The organism is Streptomyces sp. NPDC059785 (assembly GCF_042732375.1).
GTDB lineage: Bacteria > Actinomycetota > Actinomycetes > Streptomycetales > Streptomycetaceae > Streptomyces.
The window spans coordinates 83,002-108,942 of record NZ_JBHWHV010000028.1 but is presented as its reverse complement, the minus strand read 5'-3'; the positions used below and the strand labels follow the sequence as shown (position 1 = coordinate 108,942).

Sequence of the window (25,941 nt, the reverse complement as noted above, 5' to 3'; positions counted from 1 at the left end):
CTCTGCCCGGGAGTCACCCACTTGTCCTCAAGCCCAGCCGACCGCGTTCCCGCCGCCGTCGCCCTGATCGGCGCCGGTCCCCGCGGCACCAGCGTCCTGGAGCGCCTGTGCGCCTCCGCCACCGGACTGCTGCCGCCGGGGACGCACCTCACGGTCCATGTGATCGACCCGTCGCCGCCGGGGCCCGGCCGCGTCTGGCGGACCGCGCAGCCGTCCGAGCTGCTGATGAACACGGTGGCCTCGCAGGTGACCCTCTTCACCGACGAGAGCGTGGACTGTGCGGGTCCGGTACGCCCGGGGCCCAGCCTGCACACGTGGGCGGCCTCCGCCGAGGGCGGCGGGACCGGCCCTGACGACTATCCGACCCGGGCGCAGTACGGCCGCTATCTGGAGTGGGTCTTCGGCGAGGTGGTGCGCTCGACACCGGCGTCGTTACGCGTCGAGGTGCACGCGGCTCGGGCGGTCCGGCTGGAGGACGGAACCGGCGGGCCGGGTGAGCCGGACCGGCCCGGTGGGCCGGGCGGGCCGAGTGAGGCGAGTGGGCCGAGTGAGGCGAGTGGGCCGGGCGGGCCGAGTGAGCCGGGCGGGCCGGGTGGGCCGGGTGGGCCGGGCCGGCTTCAGTCCGTGACGCTGTCCAACGGCCGCGTCCTGACCGGCCTGTCCGCCGTCGTGCTCGCCCAGGGGCATCTGCCCGCGGTCGCCGACCCCGCGTGGCAGCCCCTCACCGCGTACGCCGCCCGGCACGGCCTGCGGCACGTCCCGCCCGCCAACCCGGCCGACGTCGACCTCTCTTCCGTCGCTCCCGGCGAGCCGGTCCTGCTGCGCGGTCTCGGCCTCAACTTCTTCGACCACCTGGCACTGCTGACGACGGCCCGCGGCGGCCGTTTCGTCCGTACCGGCCGGGGCCTGCGCTATCTGCCCTCGGGCCGCGAGCCGCGCCTGTACGCCGGCTCCCGGCGGGGCGTCCCGTACCAGGCGCGCGGCGACAACGCGAAGGGCCCGTACGGGCGTCACGTCCCGCGCGTCCTCACCGACGGGGTGATCGCCCGCTTCCGCGAGCGCGCGGACGCGGGGGACGCGCCCGACTTCCTGCGCGAGATATGGCCGCTGATCGCGAAGGAGGTCGAGACGGTCTACTACACGGGGCTGTGCGGCCGAAACGCGGACCCGGCGGACGTACGGGAGCGGTTTCTCGCCGCTGCGCACGCGAGCCCCGAAGAAGCCGCCCTGCTGGACGAGTTGGGCGTGCCGCGGGCCGAGCGCTGGTGCTGGGACCGGATCGCGCGCCCGTACGCGGGGCAGTCCTTCGGCGGGCCCGGCGACTGGCGCGACTGGCTCCTGCGCCACCTGCGCGAGGACGCCGCGCAGGCCGCCCTCGGCAATGTGGCGGGCCCGCTGAAGGCCGCCCTCGACGTCCTGCGCGACCTGCGCAACGAGCTGCGGCGGATCGTGGACCACGGCGGCCTGACCGGTGTCTCGCGCCGCGACCACCTCGACCGCTGGTACACGCCGCTCAACGCCTTTCTGTCCATCGGCCCGCCCCGGCGGCGCATAGAGGAGACCGCCGCGCTGATCGAGGCGGGCGTCCTCGGCATCGTGGGCCCGCGCATGCAGGTGCGTACCGAGGACGGGGTCGAGGGCGGGGTCGGGGTCGGGGCCTGGATCGCGCACTCCCCCGACGTACCCGGCTCCGCCGTACGCGCGACGACGCTGATCGAGGCGCGGCTGCCGGAACCGGACCTGCGCAGGACCGCCGACGAACTCCTCGCCGGGCTGCTGCGCACGGGCCAGTGCCGCCCCCACGCCGTCGACGGTTACGAAACCGGAGGGCTGGACGTGACACCGCGCCCCTATCGTCTGGTCGACCGCGCGGGCCGGGCCCACCCCCGGCGGTTCGCGTTCGGGGTGCCGACGGAGGGCGTGCACTGGGTGACGGCGGCCGGTGCCAGACCAGGCGTGGATTCGGTCACGCTTTCGGACGCCGACGCGGTGGCGCGGGCGGTTCTACGTGCGACATCGCCCGTCACGACCCCGCAAGCGGAAGCGGAACGGTGGCTTAATGTTGAACTTGCAAGCATAGATTAGGTCCACCTAACCTTGGTCACTCACTTCGTTCCCCCCGAGACCGGTCCGTCACAGGACCGGTCCCAGACCGAAGGAGTCCCCCACATGACCGGCCGCCTCAACAGCGCCCAGCCCTATGCTCTCGGCCTGTTCCGCATCGTCGTCGGCCTGCTCTTCGCCTGCCACGGCGCCGCCTCGCTCTTCGACGTGCTCGGCGGCGCGGCGGGCGGCGGCAGCGTCCCGACCGGCTCCTGGCCCGGCTGGTACGCGGCGGTGATCCAGCTCGTCGGCGGTGTCCTGGTCCTGGCGGGCCTCGGCACCCGGGCCGCGGCGTTCGTCTCGTCGGGCTCCATGGCGTACGCGTACTTCGACGTGCACCAGCCCAACGCCCTGTGGCCGCTGGAGAACGGCGGCGAACTCTCCGCCCTCTTCTGCTGGTCGATGCTGCTGCTCGTCTTCACCGGCTCGGGCGCGTTCGGCCTCGACCGGCTCTTCGCGGCCCGCACGGCCCCGGCCGCCGGGGCCGAGCCCGCCTCCTCGGAGCAGGCGCGCGTCACGGCCTGACCGGCTGAGCATCGACGAACGGTGCCCGCCCCCACGGCGTGGGCGGGCACCGTTCGTCGTGCGCCGCCGGCGGCCGACCGGCCCGTCAGCCCGTACGGTCAGCCCGTACGGGTCGGTCAGCCCGTGCGGTCGCCTCTGTGCTTGCCGAACGGGACCGTGAAGCAGGCCACGCGCGCTCCGCTCGTGCCGGGCTCGTCGTGCAGCACGACGGAGCGGGCCCCGCCGGGCCTGAAGCCCCAGTCGTGCCGGGCCCCGGTCCCGGCCGCGCCCCGCCGGTCGGCGGTGAAGTCGAGCCAGACCTCGTTGTGCGGGTTGGCGTAGTCGGGATTCTTGGACGGCTGGACCGGATCCACGCGGTGCTGGTAGTGCCCGCCCGCGTCGTCCGGGTCCGCGCCGCACGGCTTCTGGTGCACGTGGGCGCCGTAGGTGTGCCCGGGCCATAGACCCGACACCCGCAGCCGTACGGCCGTACCTTCCCCGTCGTGGTGCCGGCCGACCGCGATCCGGGCGGACACCGGCACGAGGCCCTTGTCGTACGTCACCGCGGCCGGCGCGTGCTGGGCGTGGTGGCCGCCGCCCGCCGGGGCGAAGCGTCCCGTGCTCTCGGTCCAGTAGCCGTCGGTCGCCGCGGGGGCGTGTGCGGCGCCCGGGACCCCGCCCGCCGGACCGTGCGCGGCGGCCGGGACCGCTCCGCCGCCCGTCGCCAGTACCGCCGCCGCAGCCAGGGCGCCGGTGAGTATGCCTGCCGCCATCGTCAGTCCTGCTTTCGCTCTCGTGCCCTCACATCTCGCTTACGTCTCGTTCGTACGGCAAGTCCGTGGCGTGCGCCGTGTCGGCGGGGCAGCCGGGTGAACATCCTGTGGCGAACACCTGAGCCCCCAGTGGAACTCCTGTCGCGGTCCGGGCGTACGCTGTATGGCTGTTACCGGCCGCCCTGCCGCTCCTCCCGACTTCGCGGCGTGGTCGTGCCGACGGGGGAGTCCAGGGGAGTTTTTCGGTGCTTGAGAGTGTGGGGACGCTGACCGGCAGTCCATGGATCTACGCCGTGGTGGCCCTGTCCGTCCTGCTCGACGTCTTCCTGCCGGTGCTGCCGAGCGGCGTGCTGGTCATCACCGCGGCCACCGCGGCGGCGGCCGGTACGGCGACGGGGGCGGCGGCAGGGGCGGCCGTCCCGCGGAACGTGCCCGACATCCTCGCGCTCACCCTCTGCGCGGCCACCGCGTCCGTCCTGGGCGACCTGGTGGCGTACCGGCTGGCCTGGAGCGGCGGCGAGCGCCTGGACCGCGCCATCGCCCGGTCCCGCCGGCTGACCCGGGCGCAGGAACGTCTCGGCGCGGCCCTCTCCCGAGGGGGCGGCGCCCTCGTCGTGGTCGCCCGCTTCGCCCCGGCCGGCCGCTCGGTCGTCTCCCTGGGCGCGGGCGCGGCGCGCCGCCGGGTCCGGGAGTTCCTCCCCTGGTCGATCCTCGCGGGCGTCGCCTGGGCCGCGTACAGCGTCGCCCTCGGCTACTTCGGCGGCCAGTGGCTGGGCGCGACGTGGCTGGCCACGGGGGTGTCCTTCGCGGCCCTGTTCGGGGCGGGCGCGGGGGCGGCGTTCCTGATGCGGCGACCGGCGGTGCAGGACTGAGGACGGCGGCGGGCGCGGCGGTGCATGACTGAGGGCGCCGGGCGCGGCGGTGCAGGAGTGAGGACGGCGGGCGCGGCGGTGCAGGAGTGAGGACGGCGGGCGCGGGGGTCCGGACCGCGGTCCGGGGCTTGACCCGTCACGCCTGGCCGCGTACGCCTCCCGCCCCGCCTGGTACGCCTCCCGCCCCGCCTCGTACGCCTCCCGCTGCGCCCCGGACCTCCAGCCCCTCCAGGAGTTCCGCGGTCGCGGCGGCGATCGTCTCGACGGCGCGGTCGAAGACCTCGCGGTTGTGGGCGGCCGGGGCGCGGAAGCCGGAGACCTTGCGGACGTACTGGAGCGCGGCGGCGCGGATCTCGTCCTCGGTGGCCTCCTCCGGGAGCGCGGGCGGGCGGAGGGTCTTGATGCTGCGGCACATGCGTCCAGTGTCGCGCGCGCCAGGCGGCCGGGCGGCACCGTTGCAGCGATACGTGCCGGAACGGGAATAGCCCCGCGCCCGCGCCGGATTGTGCAGTGCATGACGGTGCAGAGCACGACCACAGTGGAGATCACCTACGTCGGCGGCCCCACGGCCGTCCTCGCGCTCGGGGGCGTCCGGCTGCTGACCGACCCGACGTTCGACGCCCCCGGCGAGTACCCCATCGGCTCGCGGGCGCTGGTCAAGACGACGGGCCCGGCGCTCGCGGCGGCGGACATCGGGGCCGTCGACGCCGTACTGCTCTCGCACGACCAGCACCCGGACAACCTCGACACGTCCGGGCGCGCGTATCTGGCCGAGGTGCCCCTGACCCTGTCGACCGCATCGGCGCACGACCGCGTCGGCGGGTCCGTACGGACCCTGCCGTCCTGGCAGCACGTCGAACTGCCGCGCCCCGGCGGCGGGTTGCTGGGCGTCACCGCCGTGCCCGCGCAGCACGGACCGGACGGTTCGGAGCCGTTCGTGGGCGAGGTGACCGGCTTCGTCCTGTCCGGCGAGGGCCTGCCCAAGGTGTACGTGAGCGGGGACAACGCCTCGCTGGACGTGGTGCGGGAGATCGCGGAGCGGGAGGGGCCGTTCGACGTGGCGGTGCTGTTCGCGGGCGCGGCCCGTACGCCGCTGGTGCCGGACGCCACGCTCACCCTGACCAGCGAGGCCGCCGCGCGGGCGGCGGAGATCCTGGGCGCGCGGCACGTCGTACCGCTGCACTTCGAACACTGGGGCCACTTCACGCAGGACGGCGCCACGCTGACGGCGGCCTTCGCGGCGGCCGGGCTCACCGACCGCCTGCACCTGCTGAAGCCGGGGGCGTCGGTACGCCTGGAGGGCGGCGAGGACGGCAGGACCGAGGGGGGTGACCGGGCATGACGGGTGAGCGGCCGGCGGAACGGCGGCTCACCGTGGCCGTGCTGGGTCCGGGCGGCGTCGGCGGGCTGCTGGCGGGGCTGCTCGCGCGAGCCGGGCACCGGGTGATCTGCCTGGCCGGGGAGGACACCGTACGGGTCCTGCGCGCGGAAGGCGTACGGGTGCGCAGCGCCGAGTTCGGCGACTTCACCGCGCCGGTCGAGGCGGACGGGGAACTGCGCGGAGAGACGTATGCCGATACCGGTCTCGACGCCTGCTTGATCGCCGTGAAGCACACGGCGCTGGAGGCGGCCCTGGACCGCGTACCGCCAAGGGCCCTGGGGGACGGTCTGGTGGTGCCGTTCCTGAACGGCGTCGAGCACCCGGCGCTCCTGCGCGCCCGCTACGGCTCCGCCCGGGTGGCGCCGGCCGTCATACGCGTCGAGTCGACCCGCGTCGCGCCGGGGGTGATCGAGCACGGCAGCCCGTTCGCGGAGACCGAGCTGACCGGCGCGACGGTGCCGCGCGAACGGCTCGACGCGCTGGCCGCGGCGCTCACGGCGGCGGGGCCCGAGACGGAGGTACGGGAGGACGAGGCGGCGACGCTGTGGGCGAAGATGTCGTTCCTCGCGCCGTTCGCCCTGCTGACGACGCGTTACGGGGTGCCGCTCGGCGACATCCGCACGCGCCACCGCGAGGAGCTGACGGCCCTGGTCGAGGAGACGGCGGCGGTCAGCCGGGCGAGCGGCGGACCGGCCGACCCCGGGCACGCCCTCGCCCGGTACGACGCATTCCCGCCCGGCACCAAGTCCTCGATGCAGCGGGACGCGGAGGCGGGCCGCCCGCTGGAACTGGACGCGATCGGACACGGCCTGCTGCGCGCGGCGGACCGGCACGGGGTCCCGGTACCGGTGGCGAAGGAACTGGTGGGACACCTGAGCGGGACGGGGGGAACGGGGGCGTGAACCGGGCGGCGGAACGCAAAGCGGAACCTGGTGTGCGGCAGCCGTCGACGTGCCGACCACCCCTCGGGACGAAGGCGCGAGGAAGTGGCCGAAGGAACTCGCATCTAAAAATCGAACAGGCGTAGCATTGCCGCGTGGCTGCGACCTACGACTTCCCGAGTGACCTCCTGGCCGGCCAGGAGGAGCTGCATCAGGTCCGGGCGGAGCTCCTGGCCCTGTTCAAGCGGCTCCCCTGGTCGGTGGAGCCCCTGGACGGCTTCAGCGACGGCAACGGCTGGCGCAAGGTGGAACGCCCCGCGTCCCCGGGCTGGACCCCCGACGAGCAGGCCGAAGTGGAGAAGCTCCGCCGCCGCGAGCGCGAACTCGCCGTCTTCGTGACCTGCCACCGCTTCTGGGACGAAATAACGACCCCGGAGAAGGTCGACGCCAGAAGCGCCCTGAAACACACGAACGAGACCGGCCCCCCGCCTCCGGCTCCCTGAACGACCGCCCCTTCGGCACCCTGAACAACCGGAGCCTGGAGAACCGGAACCCGGAACCCGGAACCCGGAGCCCGAGGAGCCGAAGCCTGAAAACCGGAGCCCGGAGAACCGGAACGCACGCACAAGTGGCCGGACCCGCCGCACCCCCGCCCGCGGGCCCGCCACCGTGCCGCACGGACGTCGCCCCCGAGGCTCAGGCCTCGGGGGCGACGTAACACACCGCGTCGCACACGGCGTCGGCGCTGAAACCGTTCCCGTAGTGATGCGGGGCGCGCCCGATCTCCCGCCAGCCGAGCCGCTCGTAGAGCCGCATGGCGGCCGCGTCCTTGGTCATGACGTCCAGAACGAGCCGCAGCCCCCGCTCGCGGCCGAAGCTCATGGCAACCCGGGTGAGCCGCTCACCGAGGGCCTGCCGCCGCGCCCCTTCGACCACGAACAGCCGCGCCAGCACGCCGACTTGCCCCTCCCGCTCGCCGCTCTGCCGCATCCACAGGGACACCGCGTCCTCACCACGGGGCCGCATGACCGCCACGTGCCCCACTATCTCCCCGTCGAGCTCCCCCACCCACGAGGCGATCACGTCATCGGAACGCAACCACGCCTCAGGCCGGGCCACCCCCTCGACCGGATACCCATCAGTCCCATGCACCGCGACCAACGCCGCCACGGCACCCCCGAGATCCCCGTCCCCAAAACCCCGAACAACGACAGACGTCACGCACGACTCCTCTTCAGCGCAGCCAGCACGACAAAGACCCCCGGCCGTGATCGGCTGGGGGCCTTTCTCCTGGTGGGCGCGGACGGTTTCGAACCGCCGACATCCGCCTTGTAAGGGCGGCGCTCTACCGCTGAGCTACGCGCCCAGGACGAGTCGACAGCCTACATTGCCCGAGGGTGTGTCCTGCAAACCCGTATGCGGGGGACTCGGCGGGGGTTATCCCCACCCTTGATCCGGTAGTGGACCGGATCCTGCTCCGGGGCGTGGGTTCGTACGGTCGGAGAGCGTCGAAAGGGTGCCGTCGTCCGTAAGGCACCGAGGAGGCGTCGACCGGGTGTGCGTCGGCGGGAGCCGGCAGCCACCGCCGTTCACCTCAGGGGGCAAACTTATGGCTCGCAGCGTTCGACATGTACGTACTCGGCACGCCCGGCACGCTCGGTGGGGTCGACCCGTGGCCGGCTTCGCTGTCGCTGCCGGTCTCGTCGTCACCGTCTCGGCCTGCGGTGCCGACGCCGGGGACGACACCAAGCCGGACCACCGTTCCTTCGCCCTCCAGGGCCGCACCCTCACCGTCGACTCCGACGACTCCGCGCTCGAGCTGGTCACAGCCGACTCGAGCGATGCGAAGAAGGTCCAGGTCACCCGGTGGTTCCAGGGGAGCGTGGCCATCGGGGCCGACCCCGAGGTCTCCTGGAAGATGCGGGACGACCGGCTCGTACTGCGGATGAAGTGCACCGGGGTCATCGCCGACTGCTCCGCCAAGTACCGGATCGTGGTGCCCCGCGACATCGCCGTCACCGTGCGGGACGGTGACGGACGAGTCACCGCCCGCGGCTTCGAGCAGGCCCTCGACATCCGTACCTCCGACGGCGCCGTCCACGTGACCGACTCCTCGGGTCCGCTGACCCTGCACAGCGCCGACGGCCAGGTCACCGCCCGCGGCATCGACTCCCGCGAGGTGCGCGCCACCACCCAGGACGGCGCCGTCCGGCTCGCCCTCGGCTCAGTACCCGACCTGGTGGAGTCCTCCTCCCAGGACGGCTCCGTGACCGTCGAACTGCCCAAGGCCCAGTACCGGGTGAAGACCAGGACCAGCGACGGCGCCGTGCACGTCTCCGTGCCCCGCGACGACTCCAGCCCCCACGTCGTCTCCGTCCGCACCAGTGACGGGTCGGTCACACTGCGAACAGCGAACTGAACGGCCCGTGTGTTCGTCCTCTACGGGTGGGAGAATGACACCGGGAAGGGCGAATGACAGCACGGGAGAGGAATGTGACGGCGACACCCTCGCGGCCGAACACGCCAGACACGCCGTACATGCCGGACACTCCGTCCACGCCGGTCACGCCGTTCGCGTCACCGGCGTCCCGGGCTTCCCGGGCCCCTTCAGCGACTTTCCGCGCCGCACGTGACGCCGTAAGCCTCCTGGCTCTTCCGCTCGTCGCCGCTCTCGTGCTGCCCGCCGCCTTCGCCGGCGGCGGCACCCGGCGGTGGTTCGGCGGACGTGCCGAGAGCCAGCGGGCCGCGGCGCAGGAGGCCAAGGACGCCGCCGCTGCCGCCTTCTACGAGCTCGACACCGCCCAGCGCGACCTGCGGATCTCGATAGAGACCATCACCGCCGTCGACGACTCCCCCGCCGCCCGCCGGACCGTCGCCGACTTCGAGGCGCTGGGCCGGCGCATCGACGAGGTCAGCCGTCAGTACATCGACGCCGTCGACGCCCACGACCTCGACCGGGACGACCTCGAGGCGTCCGCGGCCGGCCGCGCCCGCTCCGAACTGGCCGCCGCCAAGGACGAACTGGGCCGGGTCAAGCAGGAACTCGACCGCTTCACCCGCGGCCTCGAACCGCTCCTCGGCAAGGCCGAGACCCAGCTCGCCCGGCTCGCCCCCGCGGTCGAGCGCGCCCGGCAGGCCCTCCTCGCCGCTTCGAACGCCCTCGACGCCGTCCGGGGCTCGGGCCTCAGGGCCGACGACCTCGCCGCCCGCCTCGCCGCCCTCGGCCCCGAGCTGACCAAGCTCAACCAGGGCGCGGGACAGCACGGCGTACCGGAGACCCTGCAACGGGCCGAGCGCGTCTCCCGCGAGGCCGAGGCGGTACGGGCGGAGGCCGACCGGCTGCCCGAGCGCGCCGCCGAGATCGACCACCGGCTCGTCTCGCTGCGCACCCGCGCGCAGGCCCTGACCACGCGCTCCGAGCAGGTCGAGCCGGTACTGAGCGAGCTGCGCCGCCGGTACGCCGCCGCCTGCTGGCAGGACCTCCAGCACGTCCCCGAGCAGGCCGCGGAGAGCGTACGGCAGGCCGAGGCGAAACTCCGGGAGGCGCGGGCCGCCCGTGCGGAACAGCGCTGGCCGGACGCGACCGCCCTGCTGTCCACGGTCCGCGCGCTGCTCAACAACACCGACGAGGCCGTCTCCGCGGCGGGCGACCGGCTGCACCGGCTGAACGCCGTCGCCAAGGACCCGCAGCACGAGATCGACCGCACCCGCTTCGCGATCCGCGACGCCCAGCGCCTCGCCATGGCCGGGCGCAGCACGCCCGATCCCCGGCACGCCCGCCCGCTCGACGAGTCGGTCGCCCGCCTCGACCGCGCCGTCGCCGCGCTGGAGGGCCACCACCCCGACTACTGGGCCTTCCTCACGGAGACGGAGGCCGTACGGGAGTCGGTGGCGAGGGTCGTCGCGCGGATCCGGGAGGAGCGGGGGGCGGGAGCGGGCAGCGCCTGAGGGGTGGAGGGGGACAGAGAGCCACATGTCCGGACCCGACTCCGGACCCGGCCCACCCCGGCCCCTGTTGCCCGGCCCACTCCCCGGGCGGATCCTGGGAAGGACGTACGGGAGGCGGTCATGGCCACACACGTGCTTCATCACAGGTCCAGGCGGCGCATCCGGTTCGACGAGCATCTGCCGGTCGACCACCACCTCAGCCAGTTCTACCGGGTCGGCGCCGGTCTCATGGGGCTCGTTCTGCTCGCCTTCGGCATCCTCGGCCTGATCGACAAGGTCGGCTTCTTCGACACCCGCGGGGACACGGTCGCGGGGCTCAGCACCAACGGTTCGCTGAGCATCCTGTCGATCGTCGTCGGGCTGCTGCTCTTCGCGGGCATGGTGATCGGCGGCAACGTCGCCTCGACGGTCAACATGGTCGCCGGCGTCCTCTTCATCCTCAGCGGCTTCGCGAACCTCGCGCTGCTGGACACCGACTACAACTTCCTCGCCTTCCGCATCCAGAACGTGCTGTTCAGTTTCGTCGTGGGCGTCCTGCTGATGTTCTTCGGCATGTACGGCAGGGTCGGCTCCGCCCTGCCGCACGACAATCCGTACTGGCGGTGCCGGCATCCCGAACAGGCCGCGGCGGAGGACCGGGCGCGGCTCAGGGCGCGGGCCCTGCGCGACGACCCCTTCGCGGCCGTCCGGACGTCCCTGCCCATGCCCCCGCCGATGCCCCTCCCCGGTTCCGCGCCCGCGTCCGGACCGACGTCCCTCCCGGCGAAGGACGACGGCCGTTAACCTGTGCGCATGCCTCGCTACGAGTACCGCTGCCGTACCTGCGGCGACACCTTCGAACTGAGCCGTCCGATGGCGGAGTCCGCCGTGCCCGCGGCCTGCCCCGCCGGTCACGACGACACGGTGAAGCTCCTGTCGGCCGTCGCGGTCGGCGGCTCCGCCCCGGCCCCGGCCGCGGCCCCTCGCGGAGGCGGGGGCGGTGGCGGCTGCTGCGGCGGTGGCTGCTGCGGCTGACTACCTCACACGCCTCAGCCGCACGCCCCCAGGAACTCCTCCAGGATCCGCTCCCCCGCCAGTACCCCGCCCTCCGGCAGGGCCGTGACCGTCGGGGCGGTCCAGCCGGCCTCGGCGAGCTCGCCGTGGCCGGGGCGCCAGCCGCGGTCGGCCGCGAGCAGCAGGTCCGCGTCGAGGAGCGAGTCCCCGGCCGCGAGGGTGAGTCCGGCGCCGGTGCGCCGGGCGACCTCGCGCACGGCCGCGCTCTTGGTCAGCGGCTTCGGCACCGCGTAGACCTTGCGGCCCTGGAGGGAGACGGTCCAGCCGCGGTTCTCGGCCCAGACGGCGAGTTCCTTCAGCCAGTGCGCGGGGAGCAGGTCGCGTTCGACGACGAGGTACGCGAACAGGTCCTCGGCGACGCGCCGCTTGCGCAGCCAGGCCGGATCGGCGGTCGCGGCCAGATGGTCCTGGACCTCCGCGAGCGGGGCGCACTCGGACGCCAGCCGCTCGGTCACCCCGGCGTGCCAGTCGGGGTCGGAAACGCCGTCGACCAGCAGGTGGCCGCCGTTCGCGCAGATCGCGTACGCGGGCGGCGGGCCCGGGAGGCTGATGCGCCCGTACTGCTCGCGGGTGCGGGTCGTGGTGGGGACGAAGCACGCGGCCTCGCCGAGCCGGGCGAGCAGTCCGGCGGCGGTCTCGGTCAGGTACGACAGCGGCTTGCCCTCGTACACCTCCACGCACAGCAGCCGCGGGGCCCCGGCGTCCGGCACGGTGAGCGCGAGGGCCGCGGCCGAGTAGATGAGCGTGCGGTCGAGGTCGCTGGCGACGACCGTCACCGAGGCTCCGCTGCTCGCCGTCACGCCGTCACCGCCCTGCCGTCGGCGCCCGTCGCGCCGCGCGTGTACTTGGGGTGGATCAACCCCACGCAGGTGTACGGGAGTTCGGCGACCTCCTCGACGGGGACGCCGCGCTGCTCGGCGAGCAGGCGTACGTGGTCCAGGTCGCTGCCCGCCCCGGCCCGCGCGAGGATCTTCCAGGGGACGCGGCGCAGCAGTACGCGCGTGGTCTCGCCGACGCCGGGCTTGACGAGGTTCACGTCGTGGATGCCGTACTCCTCACTGATGCGTTCCACCGCCGCCCAGCCCTTCCAGGTGGGGGCGCGGTCGACGGAGAGCAGTTCCTTGGCTTGGGTGTCGACGGCGTCCGCGACGTCGTCGAAGCGGGCGGAGACGGCGTCCAGGAAGTCCACGGAGACGTCGGCGCCGGCGAGTTCGCGGTAGAACTTCGCGCCGTGGAAGTCGTCCGGGCCGACGAGGTCGGCGCGGAGCACCGTACGGGAGATCAGGCCGGAGACAGTGGAGTTGAGGCAGGCGGAGGGGATGAGGTAGTCCTCGCGGGTGCCGTACGTGCGGACGCAGGAACCGGGGTCGGCGAGCACCGCGATCTCCGGGTCGAAGCCGGTGACGCCCTCGGCCTCCTCGAACTCGCTTATCGTGGCGGCCAGTTCGCGGGTGATGGCGCCCTTGCCCGTCCAGCCGTCGACGAAGACGACGTCGGCGGGGTCGTGCCGGCCGGCCAGCCAGCGCAGCGCGTTGGCGTCGATGCCGCGGCCGCGCACGATGGAGACGGCGTAGTGGGGCAGGTCGAGGCCGCGGCGGTGCCGGGCCCAGCGGCGCATCAGGACGCCGACGGGGGTGCCGGCGCGGGCGAGGGAGACCAGGACGGGCCGCGGTGCGCGCTCGGCGAGCACCAGCTCGGTGACCGTGCCGACGGCCTGGGCGAGGCGGGCGGCGGAGGCGTCGAGGGCGGCGCGGAAGAGCCGCTGGTACTGGTCGCTGGGCTGGTACTCGACGGGCAGCGACTCCGCGTAGTGCGCGCCGCCGCTCTGGATGGCCTCCTCGCGCTCCTCGGTCGGCGCCTCCAGCGATACGTCCGAGAGGTCCTGGAGCAGCCAGCCGACGTCGTCCGGCGCGTACGAGGAGAAGGCGGGGCCGCGGAGGGGCTCGGCGAGCATGAGGGGCCTTTCGGTGGCGTTCGGTTCCGGCTGTTCCGGGGCGGCCGTGGACGCGTCCCCTGGTACGGCGGGCGCGGCGGGCGGTACGTACGAGGGGACGACGGCGAGCAGGACGTCCGGGACGTGGGCGGCGAGTTGGGCGAGCAGTCCGTCGGGGGCGTGCAGGGCGGCGGTGTCGCCCGTGGAGTCGACGACGGCGATCACGGCGTCGAAGCCGGCACCCGCGACGTTGTAGGCGTAGCGCTCGCCGGGGCCGTCGCCCGGGTCGTCGTGGGCGGGGAAGACGAGGCGGCTGCGGATGGCGTAGCCGGGGTCGTCCAGGGCGAGGACGGGCGAGCGGGTGGTGGTGGAGTAGCGCACCTCGGCGTCCACGACCCGCTCCAGCTCCTGGGCCAGCCGCAGCGGGGCGTACATCAGCTCTTCGAAGCCGAGCACGAGGATGCGGTCACGCCGGGCACCGTCGCTCGGAACCTCGGCAGCCCCGGCCGCCGCGCCTTCCGTACTCTCCGCGCCTTCCGCACCCTCCGCGCCTTCCGTCCCGCCCAGTCCCGCCCCGCCGGGCAGCGCGGCGGCCAGTTGCGCGGCCATCTCGGGCAGCGCGGTGTCCAGGCGTACGCGGTGTTCGGGGGTGAAGCCGTGGCGGCCGCCGTCGGGGAGGCCGGGCGGCCAGGCGAGATCGACGCGGCTTACGCGCCCGGCGGCACCGGAGTCGCCCGCGCCGGACGCGCCGGACGCGCCGGACGCGCCGGACGCCCCCGTCTCGTACTCCGTCACCAGTGCCTGGCCCTTCTCCAGCACCCCGTCCGGCAGCCGTACCGTCCCGGAGGCCGCCGTGACCAGGTCGACGCGGGCGCCGATCTCCCGGGCGAAGGCGTCCAGGCGGCCGAGGTCGGCGGCGGAGCGCATGTCGACCAGGGCCACGATGACGTACCGGTCGCGGGGGTAGCGCTCGTGCAGGGCGCGGACGGTGTTGAGGACCGTGTTGCCGGTGGAGAACTCGTCGTCCACGAGGACGAGCGGGCCGGAGCCGGCCAGCAGCCGCGGGTTCTCCGGGAGCAGCAGGTGGGAGGTCGCGTGGGAGTGGGACTCCTCGAAGCCGCCGGCCCGGGCGACGCCGGGGACGGGGCGGCGGGTGGAGTGCAGGTAGGGGGCGAGGCCGAGGCCGTCGGCGACCGAGTGGCCGAGGCCGGTGGCGGTCTCGGCGTAGCCGAGGACGACGGCGGCGCGCGCCTCGGCGTCGCCGAGCAGTTCGCGCACCCGCCGGCCGAGCGCGAACCCGTGCCCGTGGACCACGGCCGGGGACTGCGGTACGTGCTTGCCGAGTACGTTGGACACGAGCAGGTGGGCCCGCTTGGGGTTGCGCCGCAGGGCGAGCCCGAGCAGATCGCGCAGCTTGTCATCACCGACGAGCTCGACCCCGAGCCGCTCAGCGACCCAGGCCCCCGACCACGCGGTCCCCGAAGGCCCAGTCACCGCCCCCGACACACCGGCCCCCTCCGCAACCGGCCCTTGAGCCCCCGCCCGCTCCACACCCGCCCCCGGCCCACCGGGCCCCTGCGCCCCCGCCGGCTCCAAACCCGGCCCCGGTGTACCGAACCGCTCCGCACCCGACCCCGGCGCGCCCGCCCGCTCCACACCCGACCCCGGCCCACCGGGCCCTTGAGCCCCCGCCGGCTCCAAACCCGGCCCCGGTGTACCGAACCGCTCCACACCCGACCCCGGCGCACCGGGCCCCTGCGTGCCCGCCAGCTCCGGACCCGGCCCCGGTGTACCGAACCGCTCCGCACCCGACCCCGGCGCGCCCGACGGCTCCGAACCCGCCCCCGGCGTACCGGACCACTCGGCACTCATCCCCCGCTCACCCGCCCCCTCGGTCCCCGGCCCCGGCCCCGGCGCACAGGACCGCTCCGCACCCGACCCCGGCGCACCGGGCCCCTGCACCCCCGCCGGCTCCGAACCCGGCACCGGCGCGCCCGCCCCTTCCCCATCCGCCGCCCCCGGCGTCCCCACCCGCTCCATACCCGTCCACTCCACGTGGTTCATCGGCGTTCTTCGGTTCCTTGCTGGTCCGGGGACCGGTCGTCCGGCGGGGCCGGGAGGGGCGGTGGGGGCGAGGGAGGCGGGCGGTTCAGGCGGCCGGCAGGCCCGCGGCGAGGAGGTCCACGAAGCCGATCTCCTCGTGTGCGACGCCGAAGACCTCGGCGCGCTGGAGGGTGCGTTCGGCCCAGGCGCGGTGCGGCTTCACCTCGTTCATCTTGTTGGTGTACGCGGACCGCAGGACACCACCGCCGTTCCGCTCGGGCCGCAGGATGTCCTGGGCGTCGCTGAACTCCTCGTGGCTGACCACGGAGAGCGCGTGCACGGGCTGGACGTGCGAGGGGTGGATGCAGGTCTTGCCGAGCAGGCCGTTGGCGCGGTCGAGCAGGATCTCCCGCAGCAGTCCGTCCATGTCGTGCTCGATCAGCGCGGTGCGCAGTTCCTCGGCCTCGGGCGTGAAGGGGCTGCGGCGGAGCTGGGGCTTGAACATCCGCTCCTGGACCCGGAAGTACTCCCAGACCGGCCCGGTCACCGTGAAGCCGGTGCCGTCGGAGCGGCCCAGCACGTTCACCACGTCGGCGATCACGGAGGCGACGATCTGGACGTCGTACGCCGTCATGTCGGGGGTCCGGCGCAGGCCGTAGGCGGAGCAGAAGTCGGTGACGCCGAGGCGCAGCGCGAGCACCCGCTCCCGGTACTTGTCGACGGTGCGGTAGATCCCGTCGAGGGTCTCGCGGCGGCTCTCCAGGTAGAGCAGGTCGGGCGACTCCAGGACGGGCATCGCGAACAGGCGCCGGCCGCCGGCGGCCTCGGCGGCCGTGAGCGCCTCCAGGAAGGGGACGCCGCGCTCCTCGGTGAACTTCGGCAGCACGAATCCGGACAGCAGCCGGACGGCGGGTCCGAGCCGCCGTACGAGGTCGGGTATCTGCTCGGGGGCGCGGACGCGGACGAAGAGCAGCGGCAGCCCCTCCTCCGTGCCGGCGCCCCGCCCCGCGAGGTCGGTGAACTGCCGGACGAGGTTCTCCTCGGCCTCGGGCACGTCGGCGTCGTCGATGGAGTCCTCCAGGCACAGCACCATGGAGACCACGCCGCGGCCCGCCTGTTTGACGATGTCGTCGGCGAGCTGCGGCCGGGTCGCCGGGCTGTAGAGCGTGGCGCCGAGGGCCGCGGCGAGGACGCGGGCCGGCGAGTCGCCGGTGAAGTAGCCGGGCTCCTGGTGGAAGAGGCGTTGCCGCTCCTCAGGGGCGATGTGCCCGAAATGACGCATAAGACTCCCCGTAGCGGCTGGTCGGCCGGATTCGATGTGGCCGGTAATAGTACGTAGGGACGTATGTCGTCAGTTCCCACCGGGCGTGAAGTTCTGGTGTCCCGGCTGTGTCCGGGGGCTCCCGGCCGGGGTCCGGCGGCGGGTACCCCGCATTGTCGTGACCAGGTCCGAGAAGGCAGGATGACGGTATGACGCACGCGATGCTGAAGGGGTCGAACGTCCCGCTGGACGCCACGGCGGTACGGGCCGTGCTGCGCTGGGCGCCCGGACAGGGTGTCCCGGACGTCGACGCCTCGGCGCTGCTCCTCGGCTCCGACGGCCGGGTGCGTTCCGACGAGGACTTCGTCTTCTACAACCAGCCCCGGCACCCCTCCGCCAAGGTGTGGCGGCTGGGCAAGAAGCGGGTCGCCGAGGGCCTGACCGACACGATCCAGACGGACCTGGCGGGCGTCGAACCCGCCGTCGGCCGGATCCTGCTGGTCGCCTCGGCGGACGGGGTCACCTTCGACCGCGTACGCGACCTGCGCATCCTGCTGTACGACGCGACGGTCGCGGACGCGGAACCGCTGGCGTACTTCGACATCAAGCCGGAGACCGGCGCGGAGACGGCGCTGATCTGCGGGGAGCTGTACCGCCGCGGCGACTCCTGGAAGTTCCGGGCGCTCGGCGAGGGCTACTCGAACGGCCTCCAGGGCCTGGCGACCGACTTCGGCATCTCGGTGGACGAGTCGGAGCCGCAGGCCGCGCCCGAGGGCACGTGGTCGGCGCCGCCGGCCGCGACGGACGGGCGGTCGGCGCCCGCCGCTCCGCCCGAGACCTCGGTGCCGCTGCCGCCCGAGCGGCCGGCGCCGGTGCCGCAGCAGACCGCGGCGCCCGCCTACGGCTATCCCCCGGAGCCCGCGGCGGCGCCCGCGTACGGGTATCCGCAGACTTCGGGCGCGCCGTCGACGCAGCCTGCCTACGGCTATCCGCAGCCGCAGACGGCCGCCGCAGAGCCGCCCGCGTACGGCTATCCGCAGGCGGTGGGGCCGGACCCGGATTTCCGGCTGCCGCCGCAGGGCCCGCAGTTCATCGGCCGCTGAGGAACGCCGGGGCGCGCTCCTCGGGTACGCGTCGCCCGAGACCGCGCCCGGTCCGTCAGCGGTCGACCTTCGACTTGTAGCCGCGGCCCCACTGCAAACCCCAGCCGTAGAGCCGGTCCAGTTCGGCCTGGAAGCCGTAGACGAACTTGACCTCGCGGCGCACGGTCAGCTCGCCCTTGTTGTTCTCGATCATCACGATCGCGCAGGACCGCGCCTGCGGATGGCGCTCGTCCAGGCTGATCTCGATGCGCGGGCCGTTGCTCGGGTACATGGTGACGATCGCGTGCGTGCGGTCGAAGGCCGGGGTCTGGTCGTAGATGTAGACGAAGACGAGCAGCCGCTTGATGCTGTCGCGGTTGTCGAGATTGACGAAGATCGTCTCGCCCGAGCCCGAGCCGAAGCGGTCGTCGCCGCTGAGCTTGACGTACGGGGGGCTGTTCAGTTCGCCGAAGAAGTTGCCCAGCGGCTGGACGACGCCCTTGGAGCCGTCCGCGAGCTCGTACATGCAGCCGAGGTCCAGGTCGACGTTGACCATGCTCTGGGTGTGCGCCTGGACGGCCTCGGGGCGCAGCGCCTGGAAGGGGTGGCGCAGCAGGCCGCCGCGCTCGGGCCCGCCGATGTCGGAGGTGCGCATCCGCCAGGAGAGGTTGATGCGCAGGTTGCCGGTGGCCGCGCCCTGTTTGGTGAGCGAGATCTGCCGGTGCCGTTTGGTCAGTTCGATGGAGTTGGTGGCCGCACTGCCCGAGTCGAAGTCCGTCGAGCGTCCATGCCACAGCCCGTCCCAGAAGCCCATTTCCGCCCCCACAATGCCTGGTTCGTACGTCGTGCCCGCGGCGTCCCCCCGCCGGACGCACGCCGTACGGTCGGGTCCGTCCGGGCGTCCGCGGTCCGTCCGGGCGGAACATGCCGTGCGGGACGGCCCGAGGTCTCGTCCTCGACGGCCGCCCCGCTCAGAGCGTTCCTCACCGGGCGGGGCGTCAATCCCCGCATCCGGACAGGTGGATCACACTCCGGAGGAGACCTCGGTCTTCTCCGGGGCCGAGCCGCCCTCTTCCGCGGCGATCCGCTGGTTGCGGCGGACGGAGGACCAGAAGGACCAGGCGATCAGGACCACGCCGACGAGACCGGTGATCACCTCGTTGATCTCGTACTGGATGGTGACCAGGAGGATGACGGCGAGGGCGCCGATCGCGTAGTGGGCGCCGTGCTCCAGGTAGACGTAGTCGTCCAGGGTGCCCTGGCGCACCAGGTAGACGGTGAGCGACCGCACGTACATGGCGCCGATGCCCAGGCCCAGCGCCATCAGCACGATGTCGTTGGTGATGGCGAAGGCGCCGATGACGCCGTCGAAGGAGAACGAGGCGTCCAGGACTTCGAGGTAGAGGAACATGAAGAAGGCGGCCTGGCCGGCCAGCAGCACCGCGGACTTCTTCTTCCCCGTGCGCTCGGCCTCCTCGGCCTCCTCCTGCTCGCGCTCCTCCTCCTCTTCGAGCTTGTCCTCGAAGTAGCCCGAAAGCCCGCCCACGATCATGTACGTGATCAGGCCCGCGATGCCCGCGATGAGCACCGTGGAGCCCTTGTCCACGTGCGCGCCGCCGTGCTGGTGGGCGTGGGTGGCCACGGTCATCGCGGCGATCAGCAGGGCGATCAGGGCGATGCACACCGAGAGCATGTCGACCTTGCCGAGCTTGGCCAGCGGCCGCTCCAGCCAGGCCAGCCACTTGATGTCCCGGTCCTCGAAGATGAAGTCCAGGAAGATCATCAGCAGGAACATGCCGCCGAACGCGGCGATCGCCGGGTGCGCGTCGGTGACCAGCTGCTGGTACTTGTCCTTCTCGGTCAGCGCGAGGTTGACCGCGTCGATGGGGTTCAGCTTGGCGGTCACCGCCACGATCACGACGGGGAAGACCAGTCGCATGCCGAAGACGGCGATCAGCACACCGACGGTGAGGAAGATCTTCTGCCAGAAGGCATTCATCTTCTTCAGGATCCCGGCGTTGACCACCGCGTTGTCGAAGGACAGCGAGATCTCGAGGACGGACAGGATCGCCACGATCCCGAAGCCGGTCCACCCCCCGTAGAGCACCGCTGCGGCCAGACCGATCGCGGTGACCGCGAACGACCAGCCGAAGGTTTTCAGAAGCACTGGCTACCCAATCGTGTGATGGGGGCTCCCCCAGGCGTTGCCTGGGGGGAGCGCGTTCCCCCGCGCCGTACTCGGCTTTACCTAACGTTGACCACGAAGTGTAGAGCGAAGTCCCATCGACCGGCGCGGGCGGGCCCCGGCAAGAGCCCCTCGACGGGCCTTAAGACACGTTTACCCCGAAATCAAGGGCGATGCCCCGCAGTCCGGAGGCGTAGCCCTGGCCGACCGCGCGGAACTTCCACTCGCCGCCGTAGCGGTAGACCTCGCCGAAGATCATCGCGGTCTCCGTGGAGGCGTCCTCGCTCAGGTCGTAGCGGGCGAGCTCCTGGCCGTCGGCCTGGTTCACCACCCGGATGAAGGCGTTGCTGACCTGGCCGAAGGTCTGGCCGCGGTTGTCCGCGTCGTGGATCGAGACCGGGAAGACGATCTTGTCGACGGTGGCGGGCACCTTGGAGAGGTCGATCAGGATCGACTCGTCGTCGCCCTCGCCCTCACCGGTCAGGTTGTCGCCGGTGTGCTCCACCGAACCGTCGGGGCTCTTGAGCTGGTTGTAGAAGATGAACCACTCGTCGCCGAGCACCCGCCCCGCGTTACACAGCAGGGCGCTGGCGTCGAGGTCGAAGTCGGCTCCGGTGGTGGAGCGTGCGTCCCAGCCGAGCCCGATCATCACGTTGGTGAGGTTGGGTGCGGCCTTGGAGAGGGAGACATTGCCTCCCTTGGCGAGCGTGACGCCCATGATGCTGGTCCTCCCCGTCGGTGGAACTTCAGTCTTTCCAGCGGTCCGGCGCCGTCGTCGCGCGCGTCCGGTGCCGCCGTCCTGCGCGTCCGGCGCCGCACTCGATGGGTGCGGCGCCGGACGGATGAGCCCAGAGGCCGGCCGAGCCGGTCGTAACTCAGACGTTCACGCCGAAGTCCTGCGCGATGCCGCGCAGGCCCGAGGCGTAACCCTGGCCGATGGCGCGGAACTTCCACTCCGCGCCGTGCCGGTACAGCTCACCGAAGACCATCGCGGTCTCGGTGGAGGCGTCCTCGGAGAGGTCGTAGCGGGCGATCTCCGCCTCGCCTGCCTGGTTCACGACGCGGATGAACGCGTTGCGCACCTGGCCGAAGGACTGCTGGCGGTTCTCGGCGTCGTAGATGGAGACCGGGAACACGATCTTCTCCACGTCGGCCGGGACGCCGGCGAGGTTGATCTTGATCTGCTCGTCGTCGCCCTCGCCCTCACCGGTGATGTTGTCGCCGGTGTGCTCGACCGAGCCGTCCGGGCTCTTCAGGTTGTTGAAGAACACGAAGTTCGAGTCGCTGCTGACCTTGCCGCTCGAGTTCAGCAGGATGGCGCTGGCGTCCAGGTCGAAGTCGGTGCCGGTGGTGGTGCGGACGTCCCAGCCCAGACCGACGATGACCGCGGTCAGGCCCGGGGCCTCCTTCGACAGTGAAACGTTGCCGCCCTTGCTGAGGCTGACTCCCACGAGTCCTCCCTATGGTGTCCAGGGGCGGGGAGCCCCGTCGTGCGTTGGTATGGGATCAACGTGTCGATCCTAGTGACGGGTTCCCGCCCCCTGCATGCCTTGCGACCGAAGAATCACAGGGTGTCGAGCGCCTTCACGTACTCGTTCAGGTCACGGGCGTCCGGGAGGCCGTTGACGACGGTCCAGCGCACGACGCCCTCCTTGTCGATCACGAAGGTGCCGCGCAGGGCGCAGCCCTTGTCCTCGTCGAAGACGCCGTAGGCGCGGGAGGTCTCGCCGTGCGGCCAGAAGTCGGAGAGCAGCGGGTACTCCAGGCCCTCCTGCTCGGCGAAGACGCGCAGGGTGTGGATGGAGTCGTTCGAGACGGCGAGGAGCTGGGTGTCGCGGTCGGTGAACTGCGGAAGGTTGTCGCGCAGCGAGCACAGCTCACCCGTGCAGACACCGGTGAAGGCGAACGGGTAGAAGAGCAGCACCACGTTCTTCTCGCCGCGGAAGTCGGACAGCCGCACCGTGGCGCCGTGGTTGTCCTTGAGCTCGAAGTCCGGGGCCTTGCTACCGGCCTCGATCGCCATAGTCACACGCTTCCCTTCCGGGGACTGTTCGGGTGACCACCAGCCTACGCACTGACCAGCGCGCTTTCCCGGGCGCCCCGGAGCACCGGCGAGGCCCCCGCCGTCGGCTGACCGGCGAGGGCCTCACGGGAACCGGCCGGGCGGCACACTGCCGCCCGGCACGGGGAAAAAGCGGGGAGCGGGGCTCAGCGCTTGGGCTTGGCCGCCTTCGGCGTGGCCAGCCGGCTGCCGCTCCAGTCCTTGCCCACGCTGACGGTCTTGGTCTGGGACAGACCCGCGGTCGTCGCGGCTTCGGCGATGTCGCTCGCCTCCACGTAGCCGTCACGGCCGGTCTTCGGCGTCAGCAGCAGGATCGTGCCGCCCTCTTCGATGTACGTGGTGGCGTCCACCAGCGCATCCGTCAGGTCGCCGTCGTCGTCGCGGAACCACAGCACCACGGCATCGGCGACGTCGTCGTAGTCCTCGTCCACGAGCTCGGTGCCGATGACTTCCTCAATGGCCTTGCGGAGCTCCTGGTCGACGTCGTCGTCGTAGCCGATCTCCTGGACCACCTGCTCGGGCTGGAACCCCAGCCTCGCGGCAGGGTTCGTCCGCTCCTCCGCGTGGTCCGCGGTCGCGCTCACGGGTTGCCTCCTGATCATGTTTCGGTTGGGGGTTCCCTCCGGCTCCGGCAGGAGCTGGGGGGAAGTCTTCAGCCACGCGCCTGCGCGAAGCATTGGCCGTAGTCCACACGGGCGGGGCGGATCGCGCAAGTACCCGGCCGTCCAGACCGCCGAAACGGTGACGATCCTGGCCGTGTCGACGCAACTCCAGGCATGCAATCACAGACCAGAGTGACGCACACCACACCTTTCTGCCCGGTATGCGGGATTCGCAACCACCCGAGCTTACGGGAGTCGAATGACTTTACGGGATGCGTCACGGGCCGGGCGTATCGTTGCGAATTGGCCGGACGCGCCCGAACGGGCCGGACGAACGTGTTGGTTACCTCTCGGTAGAGATGACGATTGCGTTCCGACCGGTACACGATGGGAACGGTGCAGACACCTGGAATGGCTTGGGATTCCGTGGGGTCCCGTGGGATTCCGGGGACAAACAGCCCTCTGACAGCGAAGGAACAGCGTGGCTTCCGCATCCGATCGCAACCCGATCATCATTGGCGGCCTGCCGAGTCAGGTACCTGACTTCGACCCGGAAGAGACCCAGGAGTGGCTCGACTCCCTCGACGCCGCCGTCGACGAGCGCGGCCGGGAGCGGGCCCGCTATCTGATGCTCAGGCTGATCGAGCGGGCCCGCGAGAAGCGCGTGGCCGTGCCCGAGATGCGCAGCACGGACTACGTGAACACCATCGCCACCAAGGACGAGCCGTTCTTCCCGGGCAACGAGGAGATCGAGCGCAAGATCCTCAACGCGACCCGGTGGAACGCGGCCGTGATGGTGTCCAGGGCGCAGCGCCCCGGCATCGGCGTGGGCGGGCACATCGCCACCTTCGCGTCCTCCGCCTCGCTCTACGACGTGGGCTTCAACCACTTCTTCCGGGGCAAGGACGAGGGCGACGGCGGCGACCAGGTCTTCTTCCAGGGGCACGCCTCGCCGGGCATCTACGCCCGCGCCTATCTGCTCGACCGGCTCTCCGAGAACCAGCTCGACGGGTTCCGCCAGGAGAAGTCCAAGGCGCCCGACGGGCTGTCCTCGTATCCGCACCCGCGGTCGATGCCGGACTTCTGGGAGTTCCCGACCGTCTCCATGGGCCTCGGCCCGCTGGGCGCGATCTTCCAGGCGCGGATGAACCGCTACATGGAGGCCCGCGGCATCACGGACACCTCCAAGTCGCACGTGTGGGCGTTCCTCGGCGACGGCGAGATGGACGAGCCGGAGTCGCTGGGCCAGCTCTCGATCGCGGCGCGCGAGGGCCTGGACAACCTGACCTTCGTCGTCAACTGCAATCTCCAGCGGCTCGACGGCCCGGTGCGCGGCAACGGTAAGATCATCCAGGAGCTGGAGTCGCAGTTCCGGGGCGCCGGCTGGAACGTGATCAAGCTGGTCTGGGACCGCACCTGGGACCCGCTGCTCGCCCAGGACCGGGACGGCGTGCTGGTCAACCGGCTCAACACGACGCCCGACGGACAGTTCCAGACGTACGCCACGGAGACCGGCGCCTACATCCGGGAGCACTTCTTCGGGCACGACCACCGGCTGCGCAAGATGGTCGAGTCCATGACCGACGACCAGATCCTGCACCTGGGGCGCGGCGGCCACGACCACAAGAAGATCTTCGCGGCGTTCTCGGCGGCCAAGGCGCACAAGGGCCAGCCGACGGTGATCCTGGCGCAGACGGTCAAGGGCTGGACGCTCGGCCCGAACTTCGAGGGCCGCAACGCCACGCACCAGATGAAGAAGCTCACGGTCGCCGACCTGAAGGGCTTCCGCGACCGTCTCCACCTGCCGATCTCGGACCAGGAGCTGGAGTCCGGCGCGCCGCCGTACTACCACCCGGGCCGCGACTCGGAGGAGATCCAGTACATGCACGACCGCCGCAAGGAGTGCGGCGGGTACGTGCCGACGCGCGTCGTGCGCGCGAAGCCGCTCGCGCTGCCCGACGACAAGGCGTACGCGAGTGTGAAGAAGGGCTCCGGCCAGCAGTCCATCGCCACCACCATGGCGTTTGTGCGGCTACTCAAGGACCTCATGCGGGACAAGGAGATCGGCAAGCGCTTCGTACTGATCGCGCCGGACGAGTACCGCACCTTCGGCATGGACTCGTTCTTCCCGAGTGCGAAGATCTACAACCCGCTCGGCCAGCAGTACGAGGCCGTGGACCGTGAGCTGCTGCTCGCGTACAAGGAGTCGCCGACCGGGCAGATGCTGCACGACGGCATCTCCGAGGCGGGCTGCACGGCCTCCCTGATCGCCGCCGGCTCGGCGTACGCGACCCACGGCGAGCCGCTGATCCCGGTCTACGTCTTCTACTCGATGTTCGGTTTCCAGCGCACCGGCGACCAGTTCTGGCAGATGTCCGACCAGCTCGCCCGCGGTTTCGTCCTGGGCGCGACCGCGGGGCGTACGACCCTGACCGGTGAGGGGCTCCAGCACGCGGACGGCCACTCGCAGCTGCTCGCCTCGACCAACCCGGGCTGTGTCGCCTACGACCCGGCGTTCGGTTTCGAGATCGCGCACATCGTGCAGGACGGCCTGCGCCGGATGTACGGCTCGTCCGACGAGCACCCGCACGGCGAGGACGTCTTCTACTACCTCACCGTCTACAACGAGCCCATCCGGCACCCGGCCGAGCCGGAGAACGTCGACGTCGACGGCATCCTCAAGGGCATCCACCGCTTCAGCGAGGGCACGTCCGGCTCGGTCCCCGCGCAGATCATGGCGTCCGGGGTGGCCGTGCCGTGGGCCGTCGAGGCGCAGCGGATCCTCGCCGAGCAGTGGGACGTCCGCGCGGACGTCTGGTCGGCGACGTCCTGGAACGAGCTGCGCCGCGAGGCGGTCGACGTGGAGCGGCACAACCTGCTCCACCCCGACGAGGAGCAGCGCGTGCCGTACGTGACGCGCAAGCTCGCCGGGGCCGAGGGTCCCTTCGTGGCGGTCTCCGACTGGATGCGCTCGGTCCCCGACCAGATCGCGCGCTGGGTGCCCGGCACGTACCAGTCGCTCGGCGCGGACGGCTTCGGCTTCGCCGACACACGCGGGGCGGCCCGGCGCTTCTTCCACATCGACGCGGAGTCGATCGTGGTCGCGGTGCTGACCGAGCTGGCCCGTGAGGGGAAGGTGGACCGGTCGGTGCTGAAGCAGGCGATCGACCGGTATCAGCTGCTCGATGTGGCTGCGGCGGATCCTGGGCCGGAGGGCGGCGACGCGTAGGCGCTCCGCTTGGTTACCGGTTACTGGTG

The 25,941-nt window shown here is 72.1% G+C and carries 24 protein-coding genes and 1 tRNA gene; 12 read left to right on the top strand and 13 right to left on the bottom strand.

Translation table 11 applies throughout. The features are described 5' to 3' along the window. Positions 1-21: 21 nt before the first annotated feature. Together ACFV6E_RS22100 and ACFV6E_RS22095 are read left to right on the top strand one after the other, a co-directional pair. Entirely contained in the window at positions 22-2,085 is a 2,064-nt protein-coding gene (locus ACFV6E_RS22100) for an FAD/NAD(P)-binding protein (RefSeq protein WP_385463832.1), read from the top strand. Positions 2,086-2,169: 84 nt separating this feature from the next. Then, positions 2,170-2,628 carry a DoxX family protein gene (locus ACFV6E_RS22095; RefSeq protein ID WP_385463829.1) on the top strand — a complete coding sequence of 153 codons (459 nt, stop codon included), beginning with the start codon at positions 2,170-2,172 and terminating at the stop codon, positions 2,626-2,628. 116 nt (positions 2,629-2,744) lie between these two features. Here ACFV6E_RS22095 and ACFV6E_RS22090 read toward each other — a convergent pair whose 3' ends face one another. Further along, positions 2,745-3,380, bottom strand: a complete 636-nt coding sequence (locus ACFV6E_RS22090; protein ID WP_385463826.1) for a superoxide dismutase family protein — start codon at positions 3,378-3,380, stop codon at positions 2,745-2,747. Between the two features lie 245 nt (positions 3,381-3,625). Here ACFV6E_RS22090 and ACFV6E_RS22085 point away from each other — a divergent pair, with 245 nt between their 5' ends. Beyond that, positions 3,626-4,252 carry a DedA family protein gene (locus ACFV6E_RS22085; protein ID WP_385163826.1) on the top strand — a complete coding sequence of 209 codons (627 nt, stop codon included), beginning with the start codon at positions 3,626-3,628 and terminating at the stop codon, positions 4,250-4,252. A 136-nt stretch (positions 4,253-4,388) separates the two neighbouring features. On the opposite strand, the gene ACFV6E_RS22080 is transcribed toward ACFV6E_RS22085, so the two are convergent. Then, positions 4,389-4,667: a DUF2277 domain-containing protein gene (locus ACFV6E_RS22080; protein WP_385163829.1), complete on the bottom strand. Its 279-nt coding sequence runs from the start codon at positions 4,665-4,667 to the stop codon at positions 4,389-4,391. Positions 4,668-4,766: 99 nt separating this feature from the next. Between ACFV6E_RS22080 and ACFV6E_RS22075 the strand changes: the two genes are divergently transcribed. The 3 genes from ACFV6E_RS22075 (at position 4,767) to ACFV6E_RS22065 (ending at position 7,017) form a co-directional block, all read left to right on the top strand. Further along, positions 4,767-5,594, top strand: a complete 828-nt coding sequence (locus ACFV6E_RS22075) for an MBL fold metallo-hydrolase (RefSeq protein ID WP_385163832.1) — start codon at positions 4,767-4,769, stop codon at positions 5,592-5,594. Further along, positions 5,591-6,535 carry a ketopantoate reductase family protein gene (locus ACFV6E_RS22070; protein WP_385463823.1) on the top strand — a complete coding sequence of 315 codons (945 nt, stop codon included), beginning with the start codon at positions 5,591-5,593 and terminating at the stop codon, positions 6,533-6,535. The genes ACFV6E_RS22075 and ACFV6E_RS22070 overlap by 4 nt, the downstream gene beginning before the upstream one ends. A gap of 134 nt (positions 6,536-6,669) precedes the next feature. After that, complete coding sequence (locus ACFV6E_RS22065) at positions 6,670-7,017, top strand: hypothetical protein (protein WP_385163838.1); 348 nt, start codon at positions 6,670-6,672, stop codon at positions 7,015-7,017. A gap of 193 nt (positions 7,018-7,210) precedes the next feature. Here the strand turns inward: ACFV6E_RS22065 and ACFV6E_RS22060 are convergent, their stop codons facing one another. Together ACFV6E_RS22060 and ACFV6E_RS22055 are read right to left on the bottom strand one after the other, a co-directional pair. Continuing rightward, the gene (locus ACFV6E_RS22060) at positions 7,211-7,633 is read right to left on the bottom strand and encodes a GNAT family N-acetyltransferase (protein ID WP_385463820.1); all 423 of its coding nucleotides are present in this window, start codon (positions 7,631-7,633) and stop codon (positions 7,211-7,213) included. Between the two features lie 172 nt (positions 7,634-7,805). Continuing rightward, positions 7,806-7,880 (bottom strand) — tRNA-Val (locus ACFV6E_RS22055). A 243-nt stretch (positions 7,881-8,123) separates the two neighbouring features. Between ACFV6E_RS22055 and ACFV6E_RS22050 the strand changes: the two genes are divergently transcribed. The 4 genes from ACFV6E_RS22050 to ACFV6E_RS22035 all read left to right on the top strand — a co-directional run bounded on the left by ACFV6E_RS22050 (position 8,124) and on the right by ACFV6E_RS22035 (position 11,476). After that, on the top strand, positions 8,124-8,933 hold the full coding sequence (locus ACFV6E_RS22050) for a DUF4097 family beta strand repeat-containing protein (RefSeq protein WP_385463817.1): 810 nt from the start codon (positions 8,124-8,126) through the stop codon (positions 8,931-8,933). A 119-nt stretch (positions 8,934-9,052) separates the two neighbouring features. Further along, positions 9,053-10,462 carry a hypothetical protein gene (locus tag ACFV6E_RS22045; RefSeq protein ID WP_385463814.1) on the top strand — a complete coding sequence of 470 codons (1,410 nt, stop codon included), beginning with the start codon at positions 9,053-9,055 and terminating at the stop codon, positions 10,460-10,462. Between the two features lie 120 nt (positions 10,463-10,582). After that, a complete protein-coding gene (locus ACFV6E_RS22040; RefSeq protein WP_385163849.1) occupies positions 10,583-11,245 on the top strand; it encodes a DUF4383 domain-containing protein in 663 nt (220 codons plus the stop codon). A 9-nt stretch (positions 11,246-11,254) separates the two neighbouring features. Then, positions 11,255-11,476 (top strand): zinc ribbon domain-containing protein, encoded by a 222-nt coding sequence (locus tag ACFV6E_RS22035; RefSeq protein WP_385463811.1) that lies wholly within the window; start codon positions 11,255-11,257, stop codon positions 11,474-11,476. A gap of 14 nt (positions 11,477-11,490) precedes the next feature. Here the strand turns inward: ACFV6E_RS22035 and ACFV6E_RS22030 are convergent, their stop codons facing one another. The 3 genes from ACFV6E_RS22030 to ACFV6E_RS22020 all read right to left on the bottom strand — a co-directional run bounded on the left by ACFV6E_RS22030 (position 11,491) and on the right by ACFV6E_RS22020 (position 16,773). Beyond that, positions 11,491-12,315 carry an HAD family hydrolase gene (locus tag ACFV6E_RS22030; protein ID WP_385463808.1) on the bottom strand — a complete coding sequence of 275 codons (825 nt, stop codon included), beginning with the start codon at positions 12,313-12,315 and terminating at the stop codon, positions 11,491-11,493. Continuing rightward, on the bottom strand, positions 12,312-14,942 hold the full coding sequence (locus ACFV6E_RS22025) for a phosphoribosyltransferase (protein ID WP_385463805.1): 2,631 nt from the start codon (positions 14,940-14,942) through the stop codon (positions 12,312-12,314). The genes ACFV6E_RS22030 and ACFV6E_RS22025 overlap by 4 nt, the downstream gene beginning before the upstream one ends. A 655-nt stretch (positions 14,943-15,597) precedes the next feature. Beyond that, on the bottom strand, positions 15,598-16,773 hold the full coding sequence (locus tag ACFV6E_RS22020; protein ID WP_385163859.1) for an HpcH/HpaI aldolase/citrate lyase family protein: 1,176 nt from the start codon (positions 16,771-16,773) through the stop codon (positions 15,598-15,600). A 188-nt stretch (positions 16,774-16,961) separates the two neighbouring features. On the opposite strand from ACFV6E_RS22020, the gene ACFV6E_RS22015 reads away from it, so the two are divergent. Further along, entirely contained in the window at positions 16,962-17,855 is an 894-nt protein-coding gene (locus ACFV6E_RS22015; RefSeq protein WP_385163862.1) for a TerD family protein, read from the top strand. Between the two features lie 55 nt (positions 17,856-17,910). Here ACFV6E_RS22015 and ACFV6E_RS22010 read toward each other — a convergent pair whose 3' ends face one another. From ACFV6E_RS22010 to ACFV6E_RS21985, 6 genes are all read right to left on the bottom strand, one after another. Continuing rightward, positions 17,911-18,648, bottom strand: coding sequence for a Tellurium resistance (locus tag ACFV6E_RS22010; protein WP_385163864.1), 738 nt, complete (start codon positions 18,646-18,648; stop codon positions 17,911-17,913). Positions 18,649-18,858: 210 nt separating this feature from the next. Beyond that, positions 18,859-20,001: a DUF475 domain-containing protein gene (locus ACFV6E_RS22005; protein ID WP_385463803.1), complete on the bottom strand. Its 1,143-nt coding sequence runs from the start codon at positions 19,999-20,001 to the stop codon at positions 18,859-18,861. A 160-nt stretch (positions 20,002-20,161) separates the two neighbouring features. Beyond that, a complete protein-coding gene (locus ACFV6E_RS22000; protein ID WP_385163869.1) occupies positions 20,162-20,737 on the bottom strand; it encodes a TerD family protein in 576 nt (191 codons plus the stop codon). 157 nt (positions 20,738-20,894) lie between these two features. Continuing rightward, the gene (locus tag ACFV6E_RS21995) at positions 20,895-21,470 is read right to left on the bottom strand and encodes a calcium homeostasis/redox stress adaptation protein (RefSeq protein ID WP_385163872.1); all 576 of its coding nucleotides are present in this window, start codon (positions 21,468-21,470) and stop codon (positions 20,895-20,897) included. Positions 21,471-21,583: 113 nt separating this feature from the next. Then, positions 21,584-22,042, bottom strand: coding sequence for a peroxiredoxin (locus ACFV6E_RS21990; RefSeq protein ID WP_385163875.1), 459 nt, complete (start codon positions 22,040-22,042; stop codon positions 21,584-21,586). A 185-nt stretch (positions 22,043-22,227) separates the two neighbouring features. Continuing rightward, positions 22,228-22,665, bottom strand: coding sequence for a DUF3052 domain-containing protein (locus ACFV6E_RS21985; protein WP_385163878.1), 438 nt, complete (start codon positions 22,663-22,665; stop codon positions 22,228-22,230). Positions 22,666-23,164: 499 nt separating this feature from the next. Here ACFV6E_RS21985 and aceE point away from each other — a divergent pair, with 499 nt between their 5' ends. Further along, the gene (gene aceE / locus ACFV6E_RS21980; protein ID WP_385163881.1) at positions 23,165-25,912 is read left to right on the top strand and encodes a pyruvate dehydrogenase (acetyl-transferring), homodimeric type; all 2,748 of its coding nucleotides are present in this window, start codon (positions 23,165-23,167) and stop codon (positions 25,910-25,912) included. Positions 25,913-25,941 lie beyond the last annotated feature (29 nt).